Origin of the sequence: Agromyces sp. Marseille-Q5079, assembly GCF_051016555.1 — a bacterium.
Classification (GTDB): Bacteria; Actinomycetota; Actinomycetes; order Actinomycetales; family Microbacteriaceae; genus Agromyces.
This window is the reverse complement of record NZ_JBPEJF010000010.1, coordinates 1-16,886: the sequence shown is the minus strand read 5'-3', so window position 1 is coordinate 16,886 and position 16,886 is coordinate 1. Positions and strand designations below refer to the sequence as shown.

Here is a 16,886-nt window from a genome sequence, read left to right as displayed (position 1 = left end):
TCGCTTAGGCTGATCGGGTGCCCCTCCCGAGACCCGTGCTGCCCCTCTGGGCGGCCGTCATCGCGGCGGTCGCCGGCGGACTGGTCTACGACCTCGGGTTCCCCGGTGCCTCCGTCTGGCCGCTCGCGTTCGTCGGCATCGCCTTCGCCCTGGTGAGCCTCATCGGGCGCTCGGCGTGGGGCGCGGCCCTCGTCGGCCTCGCGTTCGGTCTCGCCTTCTACCTGCAGCAGGTGTCGTGGACGGCGCTCTACCTCGGGCCGATCCCGTGGTTGGCCCTCTCGATCCTCGAGTCGCTCTTCGTCGCCGGCGGCGGCGTGCTCATCGCGCTCGCCTATCGGTGGGTGCCGCGCGCGAGCGATGCGACCTGGGTGCGCGTGATCGTGCTGCCCGCCCTCGTCGCGGGCCTCTGGTGCCTGCGTGAGGCGGTCGTGGGCACCTTCCCCTACGGCGGGTTCCCCTGGGGGCGCGCGGCGCTCAGCCAGTCGGAGAGCCCGTTCGCCGACGTGGTCTCCTGGGCCGGCAGCACCGGGCTCGGGTTCGTGATGGTCTTCATCGTCGCGAGCGCCATCGAGTGGGTCCGGCTCGGCTCGCGCCGCGGCATCCGCTCGGCCATCCCGGTCGTCGTCGTGGCATCCGTGGCGATGCTCGTCCCCGCGTGGCAGACGGCGGATGCCGGCACGCTGCGCGTGGCCAGCGTGCAGGGCAACGGACCCGCCGGCTACTTCGACGAGCGCGAGCAGGGCGACGTCCTGCTCGCTCAGCTGGATGCGACCCAGGCCGTGATCGACGAACCCGGCGTCGACGTGCTGCTCTGGCCCGAGGGCGGATCCGACATCGATCCGACGCGGTCCGACCGGGTCGCCGACATCTTCGACCGGCTGAGCGAGCGCATGGACGCCCCCGTGCTGCTGAACACGGTCACGGTGAACGGCGACGAGTACTTCAACACGTCCATGCTGTGGCGCGACGGCGAGGGCGCCGTCGACACGTACGACAAGCGGCATCCGGTGCCGTTCGGCGAGTACATCCCCGACCGCGACTTCTACTATGCGATCGCACCCGACCTCATCGGCCTCGTGGAGCGCGGCTACACGCCCGGCACGAACGCACCGGTGTTCGACCTCGGCGATGCCGTGACCGGCCTGGCGATCTGCTTCGACGTGATCTACGACGACCTCATCTGGGAGGCGGTCGACGACGGCGCCCAGGTGTTCATGTTCCAGACGAACAACGCCGACTTCAACGGCACCGATGAGAACGAGCAGCAGCTCGCGATCGCCCGGCTCCGCGCCATCGAGACCGGCCGGTCGGCGGTCAACATCTCGACGGTCGGCACGAGCCAGGTCATCGACCCGTCCGGACGCACGATCGACTCGCTCCCGGCGTACGAGCCGGGCGCCATGGTGACGGATGTCGCGCTGCGCGACGGGTCGACCCCGGCGGTCACGATGGGCGTCTGGCTGCCGTCGATCATCGTCTGGGGAGCGGCGCTCGGACTGATCGCGGCCGGCGTCCTCGCGAGGCGGCGCGACCGCACCACCGCCCCCTGACACCACGAACGCCGCCTCCGTTCGGAGGCGGCGTCAACGGGCGGAACGGCTCAGGCGCTCTGCTTCTGTCCGCGACGGGCGCGGAGGAAGGCGAGGCGCTCTTCGAGCAGCTCCTCGAGCTCGGCGCGCGTGCGGCGCTCGAGCAGCATGTCCCAGTGGGTGCGGGCGACCTTCTCGCCCGAACGGTCGATCTCGACCGGCTTCGAGTCCACGAGCAGTGTTGCGGGCGCGCCGCAGTTGCGGCACTCCCACTCCTCGGGGGTCTCTGCGTCGGCGGAGAAGATCATGACCGTCTCGTGGTTGCAGGTCGCACAGCGGTACCTGAATTCAGCGCGCTCGGCGAAGATCACTCCGTCTTCGCTCTGCAGGCTCTGAGCGCCGATGCGCATGCCTCGTAGGCTCCGGTCTGCCATGGCGAGCTCCTCTCGATCGTCTCTAGGTATAAACGATCAAGCTGGGCATTCCCCTTCCGCAGGCTGGGTGATTGCCGGGGAATTCTCAGTTTTGGCCGCGGAGGAGCGCGACGGCGAGGTCGGCGCGGTCGCTGACCAGGCCGTCGACGCCCATCGCGAGCAGGCGCGCCATGTCGTCGGGATCGTTCACGGTCCACACGTGCACCTCCGCGCCGGCACGGTGCACGACATCGACGAACCGACGGCCGACGATGCGAAGCGGGCCGAAGCGTTCGGGCACCTGCACGGCCACGGCGCCTCGGAGACCGCGTCGCGCGAGCCCGGGGGAGCCGAGCCAGGACGCGAGCAGCACCCGGACCACGCCGGCCTGCCCGGTCGAGGTCACGGCGCCCGGCACGAGCTCCGCGAGCCGCCGGCGCCTCGCATCCGAGAAGCTCGTCAACAGCACGCGATCGGATGCCGCTGCCGAGCGGATCACGTCGGCGGCAGGTCCGACGGCGTCGGCCGACTTCACGTCGATGTTGAACCGCGCCGCGGGAAAGGCGTCGAGCGCCTCCGCGAGCGTGCAGAAGGTCTGGCCCTGCCCGAGTTCGATCCGGCGGAGTTCGTCGATCGTGAGGTCGGCGACGGCGGCGTCGCGACCGGCGATGCGCTCGATCGTGTCGTCATGGGCGATGACCACGACGCCGTCGCGCGTCAGCCGCACATCCGTCTCGAGATAGCCTGCGCCGGCGGAACGCGCGCGTTCGAACGCGAGCAGCGTGTTCTCGGGAGCATCGATCGCGAGGCCGCGGTGCGCGAGGATCCGCGGCCTCGGGGGATCGAGGTAGGCCGTCACCGCTCGCGCTCAGTCACGGCGGGGCGAGGGCGTCTCCGACGTCCCGGGAGCATCGGCGCCACCGCCGGTCGCACCGGCGGTCGGCAGCCGGAAGGCGGTGCCGATGCCCTTCAGCGCCTCGGTGAGCTCGCTCGGCACGATCCACAGCTTCGACGCAGGACCCTGCGCGATCTCGGGGAGCGTCTGCAGGTATTGGTACGCGAGCAGCTTCGGGTCGGGGTTTCCGTCGTGGATGGCCTTGAACACCGTGGTGATCGCCTCGGCCTCGCCCTGGGCTCGGAGCACCGCGGCCTTCGCGTCGCCCTCGGCCTGGAGGATGGCGGCCTGCCGCTGTCCCTCGGCGGTGAGGATCGCGGACTGCTTCGTGCCCTCGGCGGTCAGGATGAGCGCACGGCGGTCGCGCTCGGCGCGCATCTGCTTCTCCATCGAGTCCTGGATGGAGTGGGGCGGGTCGATCGCCTTGAGCTCGACGCGGGAGACGCGGATGCCCCACTTGCCGGTGGCCTCGTCGAGCACGACGCGCAACTGGCCGTTGATGTTGTCACGGCTCGTGAGGGCCTCTTCGAGGTTCAGTCCGCCGACGACGTTGCGAAGGGTGGTGGTCGTGAGCTGCTCGACGGCGCCGAGGTAGTTGGCGATCTCGTAGGTCGCGGCGCGGGCGTCGGTCACCTGGAAGTAGACGACCGTGTCGATCGACACCACGAGGTTGTCCTCGGTGATCACCGGCTGCGGCGGGAACGACACGACCGTCTCGCGCATGTCGACGAGCGGGCGCAGCCGGTCGATGAACGGCACCAGGACGTTCAACCCGGGGGAGAGGGTCTTGTGGTAGCGGCCGAGGCGTTCGACCACGCCCGCATACGCCTGGGGGATGATCCGGATCGACCGTGCAAGCACGACGATCACGAAGATGACGATCGCGACGACGACGACCGTCGTGATCACCGTTCCGACATTCACTGGGGAGTGCTCCTCTCGACCGGTACGACGACGGCGGTCGCACCGTCGATGCCCGTGACGAGCACACGCTCGCCGACCGCGACATCGGCCTGTTCTGTGATGGGGGAGAGGCGCGCCGTCCACACCTCGCCGTTCTGGAGGCGGACCTGGCCGGTCGCACCGGTCACGGTGTGCACGACCCGGCCGTCGGCGCCGATGAGCGCGTCGATGTTGCTGCGCGCGGGATCGGCGCCACGCCGGAGAGCCCGGAGGAGGGATGGCCGGAGGGTCAGGATCAGAGCGACCGCGACGAGCGCGGCGACGACGAACTGAGCCCACCACGGAATGCCGAAGAGCCCCGAGAGGAGGCCGGCGACGCTGCCGAGCGCGAGCATGAGGAAGGTCATCTCGAGCGTGAACACCTCGATGGTGGCGAACACGAGGATGAGCACGAGCCATGCGATCCACGCGTACTGGGTGAGCACATCCAATTCGTTCTCCTTCGCACGGGCCCCTCTACCGAAACTAGCAGGGCGACGGATGCCACGGGGGGTTGATATCCTCGGTGCGGCGCATCGCCGGGACCGACCGGTCCGACCCGAACCACCTCGAGGAGACTCGCACGTGACCAATCCACTCGACCCTGGATCGCTGACCGGAAAGGTGGCCGTCGTCACGGGTTCCTCGCGCGGCATCGGCGCCGACACGGCCCGCTACCTCGCCGAGGCCGGTGCCGCGGTGGTCGTCAACTACCGCAGCAAGGCGCCCCGCGCCGACAAGGTCGTCGCGGCCATCGAGGCCGCCGGCGGCCGCGCGATCGCGGTCGGCGCAGACCTCACCGACGCGGCATCCGTCACCTCGATGTTCGAGCAGGCGGTCGCGGCCTTCGGGCCCGTCGACGTACTCGTCCTGAATGCCTCCGGCGGCATGGAGACCGGCATGGGCGAGGACTACGCGATGCGGCTGAACCGCGATGCGCAGGTGAACGTCGTCGACAACGCCCTGCCGCACCTCGCCGAGGGTGCCCGCATCGTCTTCGTGACGAGCCACCAGGCCCACTTCATCCGCACGACGCCGACCATGCCCGAGTACGAGCCGGTCGCCCTCTCGAAGCGCGCCGGAGAGGACGCCCTCCGGGCGAAGCTGCCCGAGCTGGATGCCGCGGGCGTCGAGTTCGTCACCGTCTCCGGAGACATGATCGAGGGCACCATCACGGCGACCCTGCTCGAGCGGGCGAACCCCGGCGCGATCGAGGCGCGCAAGGTCGACGCGGGCCGCCTCTACAACGTGTCGGAATTCGCCGCCGAGGTCGCCGCCGCCGCGGTCGACCCGATCCCCGCCGACCACACGCGCTACGTCGGAGACGTCTCGGGCTTCGCACCCGAGAGCTGAGCGCTCCGCCGCCGGCGAAGACGCTGCGGGCCGGTCGGGGAGATCCCGACCGGCCCGCAGGCGTTTCCGCGCTCGGTCAGGAGGTCTTGGCGCCCTTGCCGAACGTGAAGGCGCGGACGATCTGCACGATGCCGAGGACGATCAGGCTGATGCCCGTGATCACCATGAGGATGACGAAGCCCCAGATCGGCGAGAAGAGCAGCACGATGCCCGCGAGCAGGCTCAGGATGCCGAAGAAGATCGCCCAGCCGCGCGACGCCGCGTCGCCCGACTGCACGAGCGAGACGACGCCCTCGATGATCCAGACGATGCCCACGACGATGCCGAGCACGGCCGCGAGGAGACTCGCCGCCGCCTGGATGTTCGCGAACGCCACGATGCTCGCGATCACGAACAGCACGCCGAGGATGAGGTCGAGCGCCCTGGCGCCGCCGGAGATGCCCTTGGAGAAGATCCCGAGACCGACGTACGCCAGCCCGGCGATCAGGAAGTAGATCGCGAGCAGCACGGTGAGCACGTCGGCGGCGGTCTTCGGCCAGAACGTGATGAAGATGCCGATGATGAGCGCGATCGCGCCCGAGATGCCGAGCGTCGTGCGCACCGTGTTGATGGCCGACTTCGACATGTTCTCGGAGTTCAGCGTGAAGGCCGCGAACACGGTGGGTTGCTCTGTCGAAGACATAGGGGGTCCTTTCGGTGGGCGACGAGTTCGTGCGCTCACAGGTTATTCCCAGATCAGGGCGGATGTCGCGGATCTCGCCGCGAGTCATCCGAACCGACGATCCGGCCGCGCGCCCGACTCCGGGAGCTCCGACCGTCGAGGAGTCGTCCGTGCCAGAATCGAACGGTGACCGGCGACTCCGCACACGACCAGCGCCTGCGCGACCTCGCATTGCTGCGACGCGTGCACGACCGCATCGATCGCGAGTACGCGAAGCCGCTCAACGTCGAGGAACTCGCGCGCGGCATCAACATGTCTGCCGGGCACTTCAGCCGTCAGTTCAAGCTCGCGTACGGCGAGTCCGTGTACAGCTACCTCATGACCCGGCGCATCGAGCGGGCGATGGCCCTGCTGCGCCGAGGCGACCTGAGCGTCACCGAGGTCTGCTTCGCGGTCGGCTGCTCGTCGCTCGGCACGTTCAGCACGCGGTTCACCGAGCTCGTCGGGGTACCGCCGAGCGTGTACCGGCAGCAGCCGGACGGCATCTTCGAAGCGGTGCCCTCGGTGCTCGCGAAGCGCGTCGCGAGACCGGTCAGGAATCGAGAAGCGCAGCCCGCCCGCCGCAAGTAGCGTGGCGACATGGACATCACGATTCAGTACACCTTCCTTCCGCACACCGATGCCGAGGAATCCCTGAAGTTCTACCGGGACACGCTGGGCTTCGAGGTGCGCAACGACGTCGGCTACGAGCAGATGCGGTGGATCACCGTCGGCCCGGCCGGCCAGGCCGAGACGTCGATCGTGCTCACGCCGCCGACGCCCGACCCCGGCACGACCTACGAGGAGCGGCGCACGGTCGCCGAGATGATGGCGAAGGGCACGTATGCGAGCATCGTGCTGTCGACCTCCGACGTTGACAGCACGTTCGACCAGGTCGCCGCGAGCGGCGCGGAGGTGGCCCAGGAGCCGATCGACCAGCCCTACGGCGTCCGCGATTGCGCATTCCGCGACCCGGCCGGGAACATGGTGCGCATCCAGCAGCCGATCTGACGAACCGACGCCGCAGCATCCGCTCGCGACACATCACACGACGAGACCGAGGAGCATCATGACCGAGAAGACCACCAAGCCCGCACCCTCGCACCAGGCGTTCAGCGCCGAGGAGAAGGCCGCGATGAAGGCCGCTGCGGCCGAGGCGAAGCGGGCCGCGCGCAAGGCGTCGGCCGAGGAGAAGGCCGCAGAGGCCCTGGCCGACTGCATCGCCAGCATCGAGGCCATGGACGGCGACGACCGCGTCGCCGCCGAGGCGATCCACGCGATCGTGCTCGAGCACGCCCCTCAGCTGGAGCCGCGCACCTGGTACGGAATGCCGGCCTATGCGAAGGACGGCAAGGCCGTCGTCTTCTTCCAGCCCGCGGGCAAGTTCAAGGCGCGCTACGCGTCGCTCGGCTTCAACGACAACGCGACCCTCGACGAGGGCACCATGTGGCCGACCTCGTACGCCGTGACGAAGCTCACGCCCGCCGACCTGGCCTTCATCGCCGATCTGGTCACGCGCGCGGCCGGCTGAGACCGACCGCGCGCGCAGTCGGCGATCACGCCACGCGGGCCTTCGGCGAGGTCCTGGCGGTCTCGGCCGGATCGGTCACGGCGACCGGGGCGAGCGCGGCATCGATCGCTGCGAGCACGTCGGCGTCGAGGGTGACGCCCGACGCCTTGACCGAATCCTCGAGCTGCTCGGGCCGCGAGGCGCCGACCAGCGCGGCTGCCACGTTCGGGTTCTGCAGGACCCAGGCGATCGCGAGCTGGGGCATGGTGAGCCCTGCCTCGGCCGCGATCGGCCTGAGCTTCTGCACGGCTTCGAGGACGTCGTCCTCGAGCAGGCGCTTGATGAAGCCGGCGCCGCTCTTCTCATCGGTCGCGCGGGATCCCGCCGGCACCGGCTGCCCCGGCAGGTACTTCCCGCTCAGCACGCCCTGCGCCATCGGCGACCAGACGATCTGCGAGATGCCGAGCTCCTCCGACGTCGGAACGACCTCGCCCTCGATGACGCGCCAGAGCGCCGAGTACTGCGGCTGATTCGAGACGAGCTGGAACCTGAGCTCCTTCGCGAGCGCGTGGCCTTCGCGAAGCTGCTCGGCCGTCCACTCCGAGACGCCGATGTAGAGGGCCTTGCCCTGCCGCACGATGTCGGCGAACGCCTGCATGGTCTCCTCGAGCGGCGTCTCGTGGTCGTAGCGGTGCGCCTGGTAGAGGTCGACGTAGTCGACGCCGAGCCGGCGCAGCGACCCGTTGATGCCGTCGAGGATGTGCTTGCGCGAGAGGCCGGTGTCGTTCGGCCCGTGCGGGGTCGGACCGACTGGCCAATACACCTTCGTGAAGATCTCGAGCGATTCCCGGCGCTGGTGCTTCAGCGCCTCGCCGAGCACCACCTCGGCGGCGGTGTTGGCGTAGACGTCGGCGGTGTCGAAGCTCGTGATGCCGAGATCCAACGCCTTGTGTACGGTGGCGATCGCGGCATCGTTCTCGACCTGCGAGGCGTGCGTGATCCAGTTGCCGTAGGTGATCTCCGAGACTTTGAAGCCGCTGTTTCCGAGGTAGCGATAGTTGACCATCCACCAACGCTAGTGCCGTCACGTCCGCCGGTGCCGGCCGCTCGACGACCGCGGGTGGAACGACCGTTCCCCGTGCGAGCGGCCGTGGGGGAACGTGGGGGCGGGGGAGTGGCCGGGGGAGGGACCTCGACCTAGGCGTCGGCGAGTTGCAGGAGGCGCGTCGTGACCTTCCAGGTGCGAACGGTCATCCGCTGGAAGACGGGCGTGCCCATGAAGCGCTGGATTCGCGTCTTCGTCGCCCGCGCCGCGACACGGGAGAAGTAGAGCGCACCGGGGCCGGCCGAGGCGGAGTCCACGCCGTCGCGCAGCTCCGGCATCTCCGCCATGGCCTCGTCGGCGGTGAGCGGATGCTTCAGGAAGAACACCTCGCTGCGGAGCGCGTCCGAGCCGTGATCCGGTGGCGCCGCGGCGACGGTCGCCGCGAGCTCGTCGCGCGATCGCACGACGGTGAGGATCGATACCCCAAATCGCTGCTCGAGCATGCGCTCGACCGACGTCTCGAGCTCGGTCCCGCTCGCGGCATCCGTCGTGAAGAGCACGTTCCCGCTCTGCATGTACGTGCTCACGTCGGCGTACCCGGCGCCGACGAAGGTGTCCGCCAACGCCGACATGGCAACCGGGTTTCGGCCGCCGACGTTGATCCCGCGCAGCAGTGCGATGTGGGTCGCCATGCGGCCCATGATGGCACGGAGCCGGACGCGCCCTGCTCGAGGTGCTCGCGCAGGCCCGAGGCACTCCGCGGAGCACCTGTCGGCGGGTCAGTCGTTCGCGTCGGACCCACCACGGGCCTCCGCCGGCTTCTCGCGGCCTCCCGGGGTCGGCCGCGGCAACCACGCCCACACGGCCAACGCCGCGCCGAGCACGATCACGACCGTGCCGAACGGCACGTGCAGCGCGACCAACGAGCGGAAGCCGGCGAACGCCTGCAGCGACATCAACCCGAGCAGCCCGAGGGTCGCCGCGATCGGCCAACGCGCGCCGCGGCCGAGAACACGAGCCGCGACGGCGGCACCGATGGCGACCATGAGAACGATGCCCGAGACTGTCGCCATCTCGCGGTGCATCGCGAATGCCGAGTGCATCCCCTCCATGAACAGACCGGCCAGGACCGCCTGGCCGAACAGGAGGAGCGCCGTCGCAGTCAGGGAGAACCGGAGGAGCCAGAGCGGCCAGCGGCGATCGTCACGGACCGGAACATCGAGAGAGGACATGCGGGCAGCCTATCCATTAGATTTATTTGGATCAATTGCATTTGGATCTAAATGGGGGAGAATCAGAACATGAGCGACGACAGGGCATCAGCGTCCATCGAGGTGGGGCTCCTGCTGAACCAGGTGCACGCACTCGCGACGCAACGACTCAACACCGCATTGCGCCCGATGGAGCTGACGAGCAGGCACGTCGCGGTCATGTTCCTGATTCGCGACGGCGTCCAGACCCAGCGCGATCTCGTTGTGCGCCTGAACACCGACAAGACCGGCATGGTGCGGATGATCGACGATCTCGAGCGACTGGGGCACGTGTCGCGTACACCGTCGGATCGCGACCGCAGGGTCACCATCCTGGACTTGACGTCCCACGGCGCGCAGGCGTTGCGATCAGCGCAGCACCACACGCAGGCGGTCGCCGACGAACTGTTCCACGCCGTCGGCGACGACGACCTCGAGTCGCTGAGATCGATCCTGACGCGCACCCTGAGTGAGCGTCCGACGGAATAGCCAGATCGAGCAGAAATCGGCATGACCGGGACTTCTCGCAGAGATCCCGATGCGCCGATAATGCACATTATGTCGGGTCGAAGGATTGCGGCTCCACTCTCGCATCTGCAATCACCGGTGACGATGCGGTCAGGGCCCTGCAGTGACATCCCGCGCTTCGGGGCCCTGACCCAATGGCTCGCCGGCGAAGATCTCCTCGATCTGCAGGTCGAAGAGTCTCGCGATGCGGAACGCGACCGGCAGGCTCGGGTCGAATTTCTCCTTCTCGATGGCGTTGATCGTCTGCCGGGAGACGTTCAGGCGCTCGGCGAGGTCGGCCTGCGTCCAATCCCGTTCGGCTCGAAGGTCCCTGAGGCGGTTCTTCACCGGTACCTCAGGGTCCCGACGGCAACGGCGATGATGTAGACGGCGGCCATGAGCGCCGTGAAGACGGCGATGTCGGGGTCGAACGCGATCAGTCCGACGTTGCTCGCGGCCGCGGCGGCGAATCCGGCGACGAGCCCCACTCCGAGGGCGACGGCGATCGCGTCGAGCATGATCTTCCGCTGCAGGTCATCCACTCCCCTGAGGTAGCGCGCGTGGGCGATGATCCATCCGACCCCGACGACGAGGTTGACGGCGATCGCGATCCATCCGATGACCGGGTCGTGGTCCCACAGGTGGATGGGACCGAACCTGGCCAACGCGAGGGTCGCCACCCACGCGAAGGTCCAGGCGGCCAACCGCCCGACATCGCTGAGCGCACGCTGGTCGACGGTCGGTTGTGCGCGCACGGGGTCGCTCCTCAAGTGTCAAGTGGACTTGACACACTAGATCGAGCGAGCCCGCGTGTCAAGTGAACTTGACACGCCCGGCACCGAGCACCGGCAGCCGACCGTGTCGCAGCCGCTATCCGTCGGTGACCGGCGTGAAGTCCCTCGCGACGTCGATCAACATGCGCGCGCCGTACCCTGTGGCTCCCTTCGAGCGCCAGGCGTCATCCGCATCGCTCTGCATCGTGCCGGCGATGTCCAGGTGCGCCCAGGGCGTCTCCCCCACGAACTCCGCGAGGAACAATGCCGCCGTCGCCGCGCCGGCATACGGCCCGCCGAGATTCGAGAGGTCCGCGACATCCGAATCGAGCTGCTTGCGGTACTTCCGCTCGAGCGGGAGCTGCCAAGCGGGCTCGTCGGTCGCGTCCGCAGCGGCGCGCACCCGGTCGACGAGCGGCTGGCTCGTGCCGAACAGCGCTGCGGTCGCCGGGCCGAGCGCCATGAGGGCCGCACCCGTGAGCGTCGCGATGTCGATGATCGCATCGACGCCGGCCTCGGTCGCCAGCACGAGGCCGTCCATCATGGCGAGCCGTCCCTCGGCATCGGTGTTCTTCACCTCGACGGTCGTCCCTCCCCGGGCCGTGAGCACGTCGCCCAGCTTGTACGCCGCGCCCGAGGGCATGTTGTCGGTGCACATGAGCCAGCCCGACACGCTCGCCGTCGCGCCGAGGTCCCGCAGCGCGGTGAATGCGGCGAGCACGGATGCCGCCCCGCCCATGTCCATCTTCATGAGCAGGTGCATCGGGTCGGACGGCTTCAGGCTGATGCCGCCCGAGTCGTACATGATGCCCTTGCCGACGAGCCCCAGGTGTCCACTCGACTCCCCCTGCGGCGCGTAGCCGAGCACGATCATGCGCGGTTCCTCCGCGCTCCCGGCATTGACGCCGAGCAGGCCGCCGCAGCCCATGTCGATGAGTTCCTGTTTGTCGTACGACTCGACGTCGAATCCGAACCGCTCCCCCAGCTCGGCGGCCACGTCGGCGAGGTCCGTCGCCGTCAGATGGCTGGGCGGCGTGTTCGCGAGGTCGCGCGCGATCGCCGTCGCCCGCGCCGTCACGCGTCCCTCGGCGACCCCGGCGGATGCCGCAGCACGGTCGGCACCGTCGAGGTGGAGTTCGACGCGCGCGAGCGGCGTCTCCCTCGCGATGGCCTTCAGCGGGTCGTAGCGGTATCTGGCCAGCAGCACGCCTTCGGAAAGCGCTTTCGCGGCTGCGGCGGCATCCACGGAACCGACGGATGTCACGCGCAGCCCGATCCTCGCCGCCTTCGGCACGGCACGGACGAACGCCGCGGCCGCGTCGCGCAGCACGGCATCGGTCAGCTCGTCGGCCGAGCCGGCGCCGACGACCACGAGCAGGGTCGGCTCGGCTCCGGCGAGCACGAGCGTCGAACCGGGCTTCGCCTCGAACCCGGCACGGGCGAGAGCCTCCCGATCCATGGCGATGCCGGCGGGCGACTCGCCCGTCGTGTGCACGAGCACGCCGATCGCATCGAGTGCGCCGGCGCCGAGCTCGTCGACGACCGCCACCTGGACCGCATCCGCCACGTGAAGCGACGGGACCGCGGAGAAGTCCGCTGGAACGAGCTTGTTCGGGCTGCGGGTCATCGTGCCACCTCCAGTTCGTCCTCGACCTCGTCGATCGGGTCGTCGTCATCGGGTTCGAGCTTCTCGGGAAGGTCGCCCTTGCGCATGCCCGGCATCCGGAGCGCGGGGACGATGGCAAGCAAGGCGAGCAGGGCCAGGCCGAGCAGCGAGACCTTCAGGGCGTGCAGCCGGGCATCCTCGTTGATGGCCACGGCGGCCTCGACCTCGGCATCCGTCGCGGAGGTCTCCGACAGCGCCGCCTCGAGCTGATCGTTGGTCATGAAGTCGGCCTCGTTGATGTTCACCTCGCTGATGAGCTCCGACCCGATCTCTGGGTGGTCCAGGGCCGACACCGCAAGGGTCGACGAGAGGATGCCGACCGCGAATGCCGTGGCGACCGCGATGCCGACCGAGCCCGAGAGGTTGTGGACGAGGCCGCGCCAGGCGCCGACGTCACCGGCGAGCTGCTTCGGTGCGGACGACAGCAGGGTGTTGAACACGAGTGCGACGATGGCGCCCTGGCCGAGTCCCAGCAGGATCAGGCCCACGACGACGAACGCCTGACCCCACTCCCCTCGCACGGTGAATGCGAGCAGCGCGAGTGCGACCGCGACCACCGCGAATCCGGATGCCGCGAGGATGCGGGGCGTGAACCGGCCGTAGAGGTACGCGATGAACGTGGAGGCGAGGAAGATCGACAGTGTGTACGGGATGATCGAGAACGACGTCTCGATGCCGCTGAGCCCCTGCACGACCTGCATGTAGAGCGGGATCAGGAAGTTCGCGGCGGTGCCCACGAAGAGCATGATCGCCATGCATGCGGTCACCGCCCGCTCGGACCCCGTCGCGAGCACCCGCAGGTCGAAGATCCGTGGTCGGCGTTCGGCCCCGCGGCGCCGCAGCCACAGGAAGAACACCTGCCCGACGACGAGCCCGAGGACGATCAGCAGGGGCGCCGGCGAGACGCCGAGGATGTCGAAGGGCGCCTGCGACGTGGCATTCCACACGCCCCAGGTGTTCAGGCCCGAGAATCCGAAGCTCAGCAGCACGATCGCGACGGCCGCGAGGGTCGCACCGACCCAGTCGATCGTGAGCCCCGGTTGGTTCGGGACCTTCTTCAGCCCGAAGCTCAACACCAGGTTCACGGCACCGAGGGCGACCATGAGCGCGAACGACCAGCGCCAGCCGATCGTCGTCGCGAACGAGCCGGCGATGAGCAACGCCAGGACTCCCGCCGCGGGGATCGCGGCCGCGAGGAGTCCGATCGCCTTCGCCTGCTGGTCGCCGTGGTAGCTGGTTGCGATGAACACGGTGAGAGCCGGTGCGATGAGCGCGATGACGGCACCCGACGACGCCTGCGCGATGAACAGCATCGCGGGACTCTGCGAGAGGGCCACACCGGCCATCGCGAGGGCGTGGATCGCCACGGCGATCTGGAACACGCCGCGCGTGCCGAATCGGGCGCCGATCTTCGCACCGAGCAGGATGAACGCCGCCATGGCGAAGGTGCCCGCGGTGATCGCCGTCCCGACCGAGGATGCCGCCGTGTCGAGGTCGCTCGTGATGCCGGCCATCGACACCGTGAGCGCGTTCACCGCGAAGGAGGCCTGGATCTGGGTGAGCACCACGACGATCAGGGGCAGCCACGGCGCCCTCGCCGCCGGTGCGACCGCACCCGTCCCGCTCGTTCCGGTCCCGACCGACCGCACATCCGACGCCATCGAACACCCCATCCCCGGGTTCGCGGGCGGGTCCGGATGGGAACCGCCGCTCATGAGCGACAGTAGCGTCAGGCGCGGCCGAAGGGATACTCCGACCCTTCCCGAACCGCGGATGCCGCCCACTATGGTTGGCCGCATGGATCCGGTGGTCATCACCCTGGCCATTCTGGCGATCGCCATCGTGGCCTTCCTCTCGAATCGCGTGCCGCTCGGCGTCGTCGCGGTCGGCGTCTCGGTGGCGCTGTGGATCACGGGCGTGCTCGACCTCGGCCAGGCGCTCGCCGGATTCGGGGATCCGACGGTCATCTTCATCACGACCCTCTTCGTGGTCGGCGAGTCGCTCGACGCGACGGGCGTGACCGCGTGGGCCGGTCAGGTCGTCATCGGTCGCGCCGGAACGAGGCGCACCCCCCTGCTCGTCGTGGTGTGCGTCCTCGTCGCCGTCATCACCGCCCTGATCAGCGTGAACGGGGCCGTGGCGGCGTTGATCCCGGTCGTCGTGGTCGTCGCGACGCGAGCCGGCATCCCGCCATCGCAGATGCTCATGCCGCTCGCGTTCTCGGCGCACGCCGGCTCGATGCTCGCGCTCACCGGCACGCCCGTGAACATCATCGTGAGCGAGGTCGCGACGGATGCCGGCGCCCGGCCGTTCGGCTTCTTCGAGTTCGGGCTGGTCGGCCTGCCGCTGCTCGGCGGCACCCTGCTCATCATCGCCCTCTTCGGCCGCTGGCTGCTCCCGTCGCGCACGCCCGCGTCGCTGCCGCGCGACATCGCCGCACACGCGGACACGCTGCGGCGCCAGTACGCGATCCCCGATGGCACGGAGCTCATCGGCGTTCGCAACGGCGTCGCGGAGGTCGTGGTCGCACCGCGATCCGAGCTCGTCGGCCGGCACCTGTTCGCCGGCATGACCACCCCGAGCGGCGACCTCGTCGTCGTCGCCGTGCAACGGGGAGGGCAGGAGCTGCATGGCCTCGAGACGACGCTCCGACCCGGCGACACGCTCCTGCTCTCCGGCCGATGGGAGGACCTCGAGCGCAACACGACCGGCCCCGAGGTACTGGTCGTCGACCCGCCGTCCGCCGTTCGGCGATCCGTGCCGCTCGGCGTCGGCGCGAAGCGCGCCATCGGCGTGCTCGTCGCGATGGTCGTGCTGCTCGCCACGGGTATCGTTCCGCCGGCGATCGCCGGACTGCTCGCGGCATCCGCGCTCGTGGTCGTCCGCGTGGTGTCGCCCGCTCAGGCGTACCGCAGCATCTCGTGGACGACGGTCGTGCTCGTCGCCGGCATGATCCCGTTGTCGACCGCGTTCGTGGAGACCGGCACCGCCGACCTCATCGCGGGCGCGCTGCTAGACGTCGTCGGCGGCGGGTCGCCGCACCTCGCGCTCCTGGCCGTGTGCGCGCTCACCGTGGTGCTCGGCCAGTTGATCTCCAACACCGCGACCGTGCTGATCGTCGCCCCGATCGCGGCGGTGGTCGCCGACGACCTCGGCGTCTCGGTGCTGCCGTTCATGATGGCGCTCGCCGTCGCGGGAGCGGCCGCGTTCCTCACCCCCGTCGCGACGCCGGCGAACACCATGGTGCTCGAACCGGGCGGATACCGCTTCGGCGACTACTGGAAGCTCGGCCTTCCCCTCCTGCTGCTCTTCCTCGCGGTTGCGGTGCTCTACGTGCCGGTGATCTGGCCGTTCTGAGCCGGCACCACGACGTTGAGGTTCGTCGCGCATCGATCCCTTCGCGCATCGCCGCGCCGTCGATCAATGCACCGAGCGCATCGATCCAAGAGGTGCATCGCCGTCCCGCGCATCGTCGCGGGCCATCCGGCGGCGTTGGCGCATAGGTCCGGCCGGCCCCGGCCTCACTGTCGCCGCGCGCTACGTGCCCCTGGTCTGGCCTCGCTGATCGGCGCGCTCGGGCGCCGTCATGCCGAACTCGTTCAACGGCACGTCGATGGGGCGCTCGGGAAGGCGCTCGTCCGTCGGGCACTCGAGCATCGAATTCGGCGTCGAGTGGTCGATCACGTGCTCGCCCATCGCGTGTCCGCAGAGCGGGCAGAGGCGATCCGCGATCGGCGTGGCGTCCTCGGGATGGTCGTCGACGGACGTCGCGCCGCCGAACGCGGGCGACAGCGCCCGATCGACCCTCTCGAAGAATCGCGTGTATGCGTTTCCGGTCTTGCCCTCTGGCGGGCTCGCCACCGTGCGTGCCATGGGCGGATGCTACGCCTCGGCCGCCGCCGCCGCCAGCATCCGCCGTCGTTCTAGGCTGGTCGCATGTCAGCGGATGCAACGACCCGACCCGTCACCATCATCACCGGCGCAAGCCGCGGCATCGGCGCCGAGATCGCGCGGCGCCTCGCCCTGGTCGGCCATGATCTCGTGCTGACCTACCGTGATCGCCTGGCCGATGCCGAATCGGTCAAGGCCGACTGCGAGGCATCCGGAGCGCGCGTCCTGCTGCTCCAGATCGACATGGCCGACCTGGCGGCCGCCGCAAGCGTCGTGCCGGCCGCCGTCGCCGAGTTCGGCACCGTCTCCGGCCTCGTGAACAACGCCGGCATCACCGGCCGCATCGGCCCGTTCCTCGACGCCCCGCTCGAGGAGACCGAGCTCGGCTTCCGCGTCAACGTCCTCGCGCCGA

The 16,886-nt window shown here is 69.4% G+C and carries 21 protein-coding genes; 8 read left to right on the top strand and 13 right to left on the bottom strand.

Annotated features, from left to right (window positions below; genetic code table 11):
* The first annotated feature begins 17 nt into the window (after positions 1 to 17).
* Entirely contained in the window at positions 18 to 1,550 is a 1,533-nt protein-coding gene (lnt, locus tag ACR3IO_RS17750; RefSeq protein WP_434072558.1) for an apolipoprotein N-acyltransferase, read from the top strand.
* Between the two features lie 50 nt (positions 1,551 to 1,600).
* Here lnt and ACR3IO_RS17745 read toward each other — a convergent pair whose 3' ends face one another.
* The 4 genes from ACR3IO_RS17745 to ACR3IO_RS17730 form a co-directional block, all read right to left on the bottom strand.
* Positions 1,601 to 1,963, bottom strand: a complete 363-nt coding sequence (locus tag ACR3IO_RS17745) for an RNA polymerase-binding protein RbpA (protein ID WP_434072557.1) — start codon at positions 1,961 to 1,963, stop codon at positions 1,601 to 1,603.
* A gap of 85 nt (positions 1,964 to 2,048) precedes the next feature.
* A complete protein-coding gene (locus tag ACR3IO_RS17740; protein ID WP_434072556.1) occupies positions 2,049 to 2,801 on the bottom strand; it encodes a glycerophosphodiester phosphodiesterase in 753 nt (250 codons plus the stop codon).
* A 9-nt stretch (positions 2,802 to 2,810) separates the two neighbouring features.
* Complete coding sequence (locus ACR3IO_RS17735) at positions 2,811 to 3,761, bottom strand: SPFH domain-containing protein (RefSeq protein ID WP_434072555.1); 951 nt, start codon at positions 3,759 to 3,761, stop codon at positions 2,811 to 2,813.
* Positions 3,758 to 4,225 carry an NfeD family protein gene (locus ACR3IO_RS17730; RefSeq protein ID WP_434072667.1) on the bottom strand — a complete coding sequence of 156 codons (468 nt, stop codon included), beginning with the start codon at positions 4,223 to 4,225 and terminating at the stop codon, positions 3,758 to 3,760. Before ACR3IO_RS17730 ends, ACR3IO_RS17735 begins: the two co-directional genes overlap by 4 nt.
* A 139-nt stretch (positions 4,226 to 4,364) precedes the next feature.
* Here ACR3IO_RS17730 and ACR3IO_RS17725 point away from each other — a divergent pair, with 139 nt between their 5' ends.
* Complete coding sequence (locus ACR3IO_RS17725) at positions 4,365 to 5,132, top strand: SDR family oxidoreductase (protein WP_434072554.1); 768 nt, start codon at positions 4,365 to 4,367, stop codon at positions 5,130 to 5,132.
* A 76-nt stretch (positions 5,133 to 5,208) separates the two neighbouring features.
* Here ACR3IO_RS17725 and ACR3IO_RS17720 read toward each other — a convergent pair whose 3' ends face one another.
* A complete protein-coding gene (locus ACR3IO_RS17720) occupies positions 5,209 to 5,814 on the bottom strand; it encodes an HdeD family acid-resistance protein (RefSeq protein WP_434072553.1) in 606 nt (201 codons plus the stop codon).
* 165 nt (positions 5,815 to 5,979) lie between these two features.
* On the opposite strand from ACR3IO_RS17720, the gene ACR3IO_RS17715 reads away from it, so the two are divergent.
* The 3 genes from ACR3IO_RS17715 to ACR3IO_RS17705 are packed head-to-tail and all read left to right on the top strand — an operon-like array spanning position 5,980 to position 7,363.
* A complete protein-coding gene (locus ACR3IO_RS17715; protein ID WP_434072552.1) occupies positions 5,980 to 6,423 on the top strand; it encodes a helix-turn-helix transcriptional regulator in 444 nt (147 codons plus the stop codon).
* 9 nt (positions 6,424 to 6,432) lie between these two features.
* The gene (locus ACR3IO_RS17710; RefSeq protein ID WP_434072551.1) at positions 6,433 to 6,843 is read left to right on the top strand and encodes a VOC family protein; all 411 of its coding nucleotides are present in this window, start codon (positions 6,433 to 6,435) and stop codon (positions 6,841 to 6,843) included.
* A gap of 58 nt (positions 6,844 to 6,901) precedes the next feature.
* The gene (locus ACR3IO_RS17705) at positions 6,902 to 7,363 is read left to right on the top strand and encodes an iron chaperone (RefSeq protein ID WP_434072550.1); all 462 of its coding nucleotides are present in this window, start codon (positions 6,902 to 6,904) and stop codon (positions 7,361 to 7,363) included.
* Positions 7,364 to 7,388: 25 nt separating this feature from the next.
* Here the strand turns inward: ACR3IO_RS17705 and ACR3IO_RS17700 are convergent, their stop codons facing one another.
* From ACR3IO_RS17700 to ACR3IO_RS17690, 3 genes are all read right to left on the bottom strand, one after another.
* Positions 7,389 to 8,408, bottom strand: coding sequence for an aldo/keto reductase family protein (locus ACR3IO_RS17700; RefSeq protein ID WP_434072549.1), 1,020 nt, complete (start codon positions 8,406 to 8,408; stop codon positions 7,389 to 7,391).
* 131 nt (positions 8,409 to 8,539) lie between these two features.
* Complete coding sequence (locus tag ACR3IO_RS17695; protein ID WP_434072548.1) at positions 8,540 to 9,079, bottom strand: DUF1697 domain-containing protein; 540 nt, start codon at positions 9,077 to 9,079, stop codon at positions 8,540 to 8,542.
* Positions 9,080 to 9,166: 87 nt separating this feature from the next.
* Positions 9,167 to 9,619: a hypothetical protein gene (locus ACR3IO_RS17690; RefSeq protein WP_434072547.1), complete on the bottom strand. Its 453-nt coding sequence runs from the start codon at positions 9,617 to 9,619 to the stop codon at positions 9,167 to 9,169.
* Between the two features lie 51 nt (positions 9,620 to 9,670).
* On the opposite strand from ACR3IO_RS17690, the gene ACR3IO_RS17685 reads away from it, so the two are divergent.
* A complete protein-coding gene (locus ACR3IO_RS17685) occupies positions 9,671 to 10,126 on the top strand; it encodes a MarR family winged helix-turn-helix transcriptional regulator (protein ID WP_434072546.1) in 456 nt (151 codons plus the stop codon).
* 129 nt (positions 10,127 to 10,255) lie between these two features.
* Here the strand turns inward: ACR3IO_RS17685 and ACR3IO_RS17680 are convergent, their stop codons facing one another.
* From ACR3IO_RS17680 to ACR3IO_RS17665, 4 genes are all read right to left on the bottom strand, one after another.
* Positions 10,256 to 10,492 carry a helix-turn-helix transcriptional regulator gene (locus tag ACR3IO_RS17680; protein ID WP_434072545.1) on the bottom strand — a complete coding sequence of 79 codons (237 nt, stop codon included), beginning with the start codon at positions 10,490 to 10,492 and terminating at the stop codon, positions 10,256 to 10,258.
* A complete protein-coding gene (locus ACR3IO_RS17675; protein ID WP_434072544.1) occupies positions 10,489 to 10,899 on the bottom strand; it encodes a hypothetical protein in 411 nt (136 codons plus the stop codon). The genes ACR3IO_RS17680 and ACR3IO_RS17675 overlap by 4 nt, the downstream gene beginning before the upstream one ends.
* Before the next feature lie 115 nt (positions 10,900 to 11,014).
* Positions 11,015 to 12,544, bottom strand: coding sequence for a leucyl aminopeptidase (locus tag ACR3IO_RS17670; RefSeq protein ID WP_434072543.1), 1,530 nt, complete (start codon positions 12,542 to 12,544; stop codon positions 11,015 to 11,017).
* Complete coding sequence (locus tag ACR3IO_RS17665) at positions 12,541 to 14,244, bottom strand: MFS transporter (RefSeq protein WP_434072542.1); 1,704 nt, start codon at positions 14,242 to 14,244, stop codon at positions 12,541 to 12,543. Before ACR3IO_RS17665 ends, ACR3IO_RS17670 begins: the two co-directional genes overlap by 4 nt.
* 136 nt (positions 14,245 to 14,380) lie before the next feature.
* Between ACR3IO_RS17665 and ACR3IO_RS17660 the strand changes: the two genes are divergently transcribed.
* Positions 14,381 to 15,940, top strand: a complete 1,560-nt coding sequence (locus ACR3IO_RS17660; protein ID WP_434072541.1) for an SLC13 family permease — start codon at positions 14,381 to 14,383, stop codon at positions 15,938 to 15,940.
* Between the two features lie 180 nt (positions 15,941 to 16,120).
* On the opposite strand, the gene ACR3IO_RS17655 is transcribed toward ACR3IO_RS17660, so the two are convergent.
* Complete coding sequence (locus ACR3IO_RS17655; protein WP_434072540.1) at positions 16,121 to 16,456, bottom strand: hypothetical protein; 336 nt, start codon at positions 16,454 to 16,456, stop codon at positions 16,121 to 16,123.
* Positions 16,457 to 16,519: 63 nt separating this feature from the next.
* Here ACR3IO_RS17655 and ACR3IO_RS17650 point away from each other — a divergent pair.
* The coding region (locus tag ACR3IO_RS17650) for an SDR family NAD(P)-dependent oxidoreductase (protein ID WP_434072539.1) at positions 16,520 to 16,886 on the top strand (367 nt) is incomplete at its 3' end.

Bases quoted from the DNA above. Each gene is read 5' to 3' on its own strand.
- ACR3IO_RS17745 (WP_434072557.1), bottom strand. From the start codon at position 1,963: ATGGCAGACCGGAGCCTACGAGGCATGCGCATCGGCGCTCAGAGCCTG.
- ACR3IO_RS17720 (WP_434072553.1), bottom strand. From the start codon at position 5,814: ATGTCTTCGACAGAGCAACCCACCGTGTTCGCGGCCTTCACGCTGAAC.
- ACR3IO_RS17710 (WP_434072551.1), top strand. From the start codon at position 6,433: ATGGACATCACGATTCAGTACACCTTCCTTCCGCACACCGATGCCGAG.
- ACR3IO_RS17705 (WP_434072550.1), top strand. From the start codon at position 6,902: ATGACCGAGAAGACCACCAAGCCCGCACCCTCGCACCAGGCGTTCAGC.
- ACR3IO_RS17700 (WP_434072549.1), bottom strand. From the start codon at position 8,408: ATGGTCAACTATCGCTACCTCGGAAACAGCGGCTTCAAAGTCTCGGAG.
- ACR3IO_RS17695 (WP_434072548.1), bottom strand. From the start codon at position 9,079: ATGGCGACCCACATCGCACTGCTGCGCGGGATCAACGTCGGCGGCCGA.
- ACR3IO_RS17690 (WP_434072547.1), bottom strand. From the start codon at position 9,619: ATGTCCTCTCTCGATGTTCCGGTCCGTGACGATCGCCGCTGGCCGCTC.
- ACR3IO_RS17685 (WP_434072546.1), top strand. From the start codon at position 9,671: ATGGGGGAGAATCAGAACATGAGCGACGACAGGGCATCAGCGTCCATC.
- ACR3IO_RS17670 (WP_434072543.1), bottom strand. From the start codon at position 12,544: ATGACCCGCAGCCCGAACAAGCTCGTTCCAGCGGACTTCTCCGCGGTC.
- ACR3IO_RS17665 (WP_434072542.1), bottom strand. From the start codon at position 14,244: ATGGCGTCGGATGTGCGGTCGGTCGGGACCGGAACGAGCGGGACGGGT.
- ACR3IO_RS17660 (WP_434072541.1), top strand. From the start codon at position 14,381: ATGGATCCGGTGGTCATCACCCTGGCCATTCTGGCGATCGCCATCGTG.
- ACR3IO_RS17655 (WP_434072540.1), bottom strand. From the start codon at position 16,456: ATGGCACGCACGGTGGCGAGCCCGCCAGAGGGCAAGACCGGAAACGCA.